We start from the raw sequence: 6,021 nt of genomic DNA on the forward strand, positions 1-6,021 counted from the left end.
TTGATGGTACGGAATCACCCGACATTTACTGGTTTCACTGTCAGCCGAACGGCACACCGGAGCGGATGACAGATATCGAAGGCGAACTGCGCTGGGAAGGGCAGAACAGCGTCTGGGGAAAACTGCTGCGGGAGATGCCTCATAAGGCGACGGATTATCCACAAACCTGCGGATGCAGGGCCAGTACCTTGACCGTGAAACGGGGCTGCATTATAACCTGTTCAGGTACTACGATCCGGAGTGTGGACGGTTTACGCAGCCTGACCCGATTGGGCTGAGAGGCGGGCTGAATTTTTATCAGTATGCGCCGAATCCGCTGAAATACATCGATCCACTGGGACTAAAGTGTGGCTTCGCGGAAAAGAACAATATAACCCAAAGATGGGTGGATAAATTAACAGGTAAAACTCCGGCTGAAGTAGATTCCCTTTTAACATCTAAAGGCTGGACTAAGATCTATCCACAAGCTGGCAGACCTGATGCTATTCAACATATACAATATGTGAAAACGACAAGATCTGGCACAACATATAAATTAGATTATCATCCTGGCGGTAATGCAAAATAGCCAAATATTCATGGAAATGATTACTGGAAAGTTTATAGAACTAATAGTAGAGGTGAAGATGTTGTATATGGGCGTATAGGCCATGATGGTTTTGAAAATTACGCTCTTATAAAGGATTCTCCTGTTTATATCGATGGTGTATTAGTAAATGGTGGAATATAAAATGTTTGATTTTTCCGCAGAAATAAAATCTTTTCATTCGTTGGGCAATGTGCTGTTAAATACAAATATATCTGTCTACCTTACTGAAATGTATGCTGATCATTGTGTTGAGTGCAAGGAGTATCTTCTACCTGACGGGAGCAAGAGATTTGCCTATGTATTGGATGAAACTTTAACTATATCAACTAAAACTGATGGGAATATATTTTCCATTGGATGTAATCAAAATTATAAAGGCTTATATAAAAAATCATTATATGCCGGGCAAGAAATGGGAGAGATAAGAAAACTTACTTCTCGACAAAGAATATTTAACGGCGCCATTATTATAGACGATGATTTTGGTTTTTCATTTATATTGCCGCCACCATTTGATGAGATAGCTGACAATATAGATAGCATTCCATTAAACTTGAAATTGAATGAAATATATATAGGCGATTATTCTTTTTGGAAGACATGTAAATAATAAATAAAAGCCGGGATGAAAATTAACTGTTCCCGGCTTATTTTTTATTTACTCACGGTTGTTTAGTTCACTAAACAACCGCCTCCTTTATCCCCTTCACCACCTGCCGTACCTGATAAAGCTGCTCACGCAGTCCCTGCACCTCGTCGCAGTCGACGATCAGCACGATGCAGCCCTGCGAAATCTTCACGGTCACGCCGGTTCCGGTGTCAAAATCCGCCTCTTTCAGCCATTCGCCTTTAAAGTGGATACCGGGGATATGTGAATTATATGTCGGGACTGTGATTTTACGGTTGGTGTGACAGATGCCGACAGAGCCGACTTTGACCCGGCGCTGGGCTTTGGAAATGGTCACTTCTGGTCTAGAATCGCGTTCAGCCATGATTAACTCCTGCGTAGTTAGTTGTGGTGAGCGGTGGTTAAGGGTTGCCGCCCTTAGCTACCGTGTTATCTGGCTGTAATTACTGCATTTTTCCTGTCACGTTTAAAATCCTGGAAACCAGCTTCTGCCTGGTTCGCGGCAACTGGCTGATGATCTCGATCTGGTGTTCCCGCCCTGAGGCCGGTGCTGAGCCAGCCGCGTGACCGTAACAACCCCAGACCCGGGTCAGCTTCCGCTACGATCCGTCAGGCAGGCGTATCAGCAAAACGCGTCAGCAACTGTTGGGCGGACAACCCGTTGGCAAACGTGTCACAACCCGTTTCCTGTGGGAAGGTTTCCGCCTGTTGCAGGAAACCCACGACGGCGTCCCGCTCACTTACGTTTACAGCGATCAGGGCAGTTATGAGCCGCTGGCGCGTATTGATGGTACGGAATCACCCGACATTTACTGGTTTCACTGTCAGCCGAACGGCACACCGGAGCGGATGACAGATATCGATGGCGAACTGCGCTGGGAAGGGCAGAACAGCGCCTGGGGAAAACTGCTGCGGGAGATGCCTCATAAGGCGACGGATTATCCACAAAACCTGCGGATGCAGGGCCAATACCTTGACCGTGAAACGGGGCTGCACTATAACCTGTTCAGGTACTACGATCCGGAGTGTGGACGGTTTACGCAGCCTGACCCGATAGGGCTGAATGGGGGCATTAACCTCTATCAATATGCGCCAAATCCGCTGTCGTGGATCGATCCGCTGGGATTAACAAATTGTGGTATTGCTGGTTCTGTTAAGTGGAAAGGATTAAATCCAAATAAAAATCCATTAATAGGTAAGAGTGGCTTGCAAGGACACTATGAAAAACACGGTCATGAGTTTGGGAATATTACTCAGAATCAATATATGGCAAAGGCTAAAGAATTTGCTACCAAACCTTTAAAACCATCAATGCAAGAAGCAAAAGTCGGTAATTTTGTAATTAGACACGATAAAGATACTGGTGAGATTTTTGTAGGCCATATGGGTAAAAGGGAGATAAGGACTTATTACAAAGATGATGGGCGAAGTAGTACCCCATTCCAGGATGCAATTGACTTGGCTGGAGCAAAGTGATGTGTACAGAATTTCTACGTAGCGAAGTGATTGAGTTTTTGGGCTATCATTCGTTATTTACTCTAAGCTTGGATGATAGAACTGTTTTTTTGTATGAGAACGGAGTAATTGATGAGCAGTCTGCCGCTCTCGCTAAAAAGCAAATATTCAATGATGATCTTTTAGATAATTATAAGATATCACCACTAGTTAGAAATAAGTATTTAGAAAAAAAGATAAAAGAAATCACAGGAAATGATATAAAGATTATTGATCATCCTGATAGTGAAATTACGGGGGTGTCTTGTGCATCTTGCGGGTATATTGTTTTTGAGAGTCAAGATGATTCTGTTTTTGAAATATGTCCTGTTTGTGGTTGGCAGTCAGATAAATTGAGTGATACTGGATACAGTAAATTAAATGGTGATTATTTAAATACCTATACAAACACACCCTTACACATCGAAAGAGTTCTGCTATATAAGGATATATATATAAAGAAATAAAAACAAAGCCGGGTAAGTAATTAACTCTTCCCGGCTTATTTTTTATTTAGTTGCCGCTGTTCAACCCACTAAACATCCGCCTCCTTAATCCCCTTCACCACCTGCCGCACCTGATAAAGCTGCTCGCGCAACTCCTGCACTTCGTCACAGTCAGCGATCAGCACGATGCACCCTTCTGAAACCTCACCGTCACGCCGCGCCCGATGTCAAATCCAGTCTCTTTGAGCCAGTTGCCTTTAAAGTGGATACCGGGGATATGTGAGTTATATGTCGGGACTTTGGTTTTACGGTTGGTGTGGCAGATGCCGACAGAGCCGACTTTATAGCGGCGCTGGGTTTTGGAAATGGTCACTTCTGGCGTAGAATCGCGTTCAGCCATGATTAACTCCTGCGTAGTTAGTTGTGGTGAGCGGTGGTTAAGGGTTGCCGCCCTTAGCTACCGCGTTATCTGGCTGTAATTACTGCGTTTTTCCTGTCACGTTTAAAATCCTGGAAACCAGCTTCTGCCTGGTTCGCGGCAACTGGCTGATGATGTCGATCTGCTGTTCCATCCCTGAGCCAGCCGCGTGACCGTAACAAACCCAGACCCGGGTGAGCTTCCGCTACGATCCGTCAGGCAGGCGTATCAGCAAAACGCGTCAGCAACTGTTGGGCGGATAACATGTTGGCAAACGTGTCACAACCCGTTTCCTGTGGGAAGGTTTCCGCCTGTTGCAGGAAATCCACGACGGCGTCCCGCTCACTTACGTTTACAGCGATCAGGGCAGTTATGAGCCGCTGGCACGTATTGATGGTACGGAATCACCCGACATTTACTGGTTTCACTGTCAGCCGAACGGCACACCGGAGCGGATGACAGATTTCGAAGGCGAACTGCGCTGGGAAGGGCAGAACAGCGTCTGGGGAAAACTGCTGCGGGAGACGTCTCATAAGGCGACGGATTATCCACAAAACCTGCGGATGCAGGGCCAGTACCTTGACCGTGAAACGGGTCTGCACTATAACCTGTTCAGGTACTACGATCCGGAGTGTGGACGGTTTACGCAGCCGGATCCGATAGGGCTGGCGGGGGGGATAAACCTCTACCAATACGCGCCGAATCCGTTGTCATGGATCGATCCGTTAGGACTGAAATGCTGGTCTACTGCGCAAAAAGATTATTGGAAAGATGTTGGAGCAAAAGAACTAGCCAACCCGTCAGGGTTATATTCCCCAAGAAATATTCTGGAAATGGTAGCTGGTCGCGCACCTAAATTCAGAGCTAAGGTTAGAGTAAATAAAACAAGAAAAATAGAAGTAAGAGATATATCATATGAGTTACACCACAAAAATATACCTCAAAGGCAAGGTGGCCCTAGAGTTCATAATAAAAACAATTTGGATGAGGTAGATCCGTGGCAACATAAGGATGTTGATAAATATAGGCATCCTGGAATTGAACTTATTGAAGTTATAACGGGAGTTAACTCATGGTAATGGATAGATCCTACATCTTATTTTGTGCAGCCTTGTCTGAATTGGCTGCGAACGCTTGTAATGCAGGAATCGGTCACGGTGAGTCCGAACTGTTTATGAAACGTGTTTATGATGAATATTTATTAACATCGCATCCTGCACCAGACATGAATTGGATAAAATCTGTCCCAGCAGATGTCAAGGAATGGATGATTAATATCCTTAATAAAAAGTTCCTGTTCATGAATGAAAAACCTAAATGGATTAGAGAACCAAGTTGGCGGTTTATTGAAGATATACCTATGATTTTCATTTGTCAGGTAGAATTTGAAAAAAATAATATGATGGAGAAGAATTTATCATCCGGAGATGTTATATATATTTTTTCAGGGAGGAAAAAAGTTGATGATGGCTGGGAACTAGCAATAAAAATGATTAAACAGGACAGAAATTCTGTTGGCACTTCTTATATAGATTAAAATAAAAGCCGGGCAAGAAATTAAATCTCCCGGCTTATTTTTTATTTATCCACCGCTGTTCAGCCCACTAAACAACCGCCTCCTTAATCCCCTTTACCACCTGTTTTACCTTGTAAAGTTCTTCCCGCAACTCCTGCACTTCGTTGTTGTCCGCGATGATGGTCAGGCACCCCTCCGTGATCCTCACGGTCACGCCGCGCCCGGTGTCAAATCCCGCTTCTTTCAGCCAGTCGCCCTTAAGGTGGATGCTGGGGCTTTGTGAGTAACGGGTGGGGACTTTGGTTTTACGGTAGGTGTGACAGATGCCGACAGAGCCGACTTTCACCCGGCGCTGGGCTTTGGTAATGGTCACTTCTGGCGTAGAATCGCGTTCAGCCATGATTAACTCCTGCGTAGTTAGTTGTGGTGAGCGGTGGTTAAGGGTTGCCGCCCTTAGCTACCGCGTTATCTAGCTGTTATTACTGCGTTTTTCCTGTCACGTTTAAAATCCTGGAAACCAGCTTCTGCCTGGTTCGCGGCAACTGGCTGATGATCTCGATCTGTTGTTCCCGCCCTGAGGCCGGTGCTGAGCCAGCCGCGTGATCGTAATAAACCCCAGACCCGGGTGAGCTTCCGCTACGATCCGTCAGGCAGGCGTATCAGCAAAACGCGTCAGCAACTGTTGGGCGGACAACCCGTTGGCAAACGTGTCACAACCCGTTTCCTGTGGGAAGGTTTCCGCCTGTTGCAGGAAATCCACGACGGCGTCCCGCTCACTTAAGTTTACAGCGATCAGGGCAGTTATGAGCCGCTGGCGCGTATTGATGGTACGGAATCACCCGACATTTACTGGTTTCACTGTCAGCCGAACGGCACACCGGAGCGGATGACAGATATCGAAGGCGAACTGCGCTGGGAAGGGCAGAACAG

At 46.0% G+C, this 6,021-nt stretch carries 5 protein-coding genes and 6 pseudogenes; 7 read left to right on the top strand and 4 right to left on the bottom strand.

Annotated features, from left to right (window positions below):
• A pseudogene (locus KXR87_RS23035) lies at positions 1-568 on the top strand (RHS repeat-associated core domain-containing protein); the annotation flags it as partial.
• Between the two features lie 163 nt (positions 569-731).
• Positions 732-1,199: a hypothetical protein gene (locus tag KXR87_RS23040; protein ID WP_437434515.1), complete on the top strand. Its 468-nt coding sequence runs from the start codon at positions 732-734 to the stop codon at positions 1,197-1,199.
• 70 nt (positions 1,200-1,269) lie between these two features.
• Here KXR87_RS23040 and KXR87_RS23045 read toward each other — a convergent pair whose 3' ends face one another.
• A complete protein-coding gene (locus KXR87_RS23045) occupies positions 1,270-1,581 on the bottom strand; it encodes a SymE family type I addiction module toxin (protein ID WP_437434516.1) in 312 nt (103 codons plus the stop codon).
• Positions 1,582-1,761: 180 nt separating this feature from the next.
• Between KXR87_RS23045 and KXR87_RS23050 the strand changes: the two are divergent.
• Together KXR87_RS23050 and KXR87_RS23055 are read left to right on the top strand one after the other, a co-directional pair.
• A pseudogene (locus tag KXR87_RS23050) lies at positions 1,762-2,693 on the top strand (RHS repeat domain-containing protein); the annotation flags it as partial.
• Entirely contained in the window at positions 2,693-3,178 is a 486-nt protein-coding gene (locus KXR87_RS23055; RefSeq protein ID WP_437434517.1) for a CPCC family cysteine-rich protein, read from the top strand. The pseudogene KXR87_RS23050 and the gene KXR87_RS23055, both read left to right, overlap by 1 nt.
• Before the next feature lie 68 nt (positions 3,179-3,246).
• Here the strand turns inward: KXR87_RS23055 and KXR87_RS23060 are convergent.
• Positions 3,247-3,557 (bottom strand): annotated as a pseudogene (locus KXR87_RS23060) (SymE family type I addiction module toxin).
• Positions 3,558-3,731: 174 nt separating this feature from the next.
• On the opposite strand from KXR87_RS23060, the pseudogene KXR87_RS23065 reads away from it, so the two are divergent.
• Positions 3,732-4,654 (top strand): annotated as a pseudogene (locus tag KXR87_RS23065) (RHS repeat domain-containing protein); the annotation flags it as partial.
• Positions 4,648-5,112, top strand: coding sequence for a hypothetical protein (locus tag KXR87_RS23070; protein ID WP_437434518.1), 465 nt, complete (start codon positions 4,648-4,650; stop codon positions 5,110-5,112). The pseudogene KXR87_RS23065 and the gene KXR87_RS23070, both read left to right, overlap by 7 nt.
• A 67-nt stretch (positions 5,113-5,179) precedes the next feature.
• On the opposite strand, the gene KXR87_RS23075 is transcribed toward KXR87_RS23070, so the two are convergent.
• A complete protein-coding gene (locus KXR87_RS23075) occupies positions 5,180-5,491 on the bottom strand; it encodes a SymE family type I addiction module toxin (protein WP_437434519.1) in 312 nt (103 codons plus the stop codon).
• Between the two features lie 79 nt (positions 5,492-5,570).
• Positions 5,571-5,675: pseudogene (locus KXR87_RS23080) on the bottom strand (transcriptional regulator); the annotation flags it as partial.
• Here KXR87_RS23080 and KXR87_RS23085 point away from each other — a divergent pair.
• Positions 5,666-6,021 (top strand): annotated as a pseudogene (locus KXR87_RS23085) (RHS domain-containing protein); the annotation flags it as partial. The pseudogenes KXR87_RS23080 and KXR87_RS23085 overlap by 10 nt on opposite strands.

This window comes from Yokenella regensburgei (genome assembly GCF_051486985.1).
Taxonomy (GTDB): Bacteria; Pseudomonadota; Gammaproteobacteria; order Enterobacterales; family Enterobacteriaceae; genus CBFFRJ01.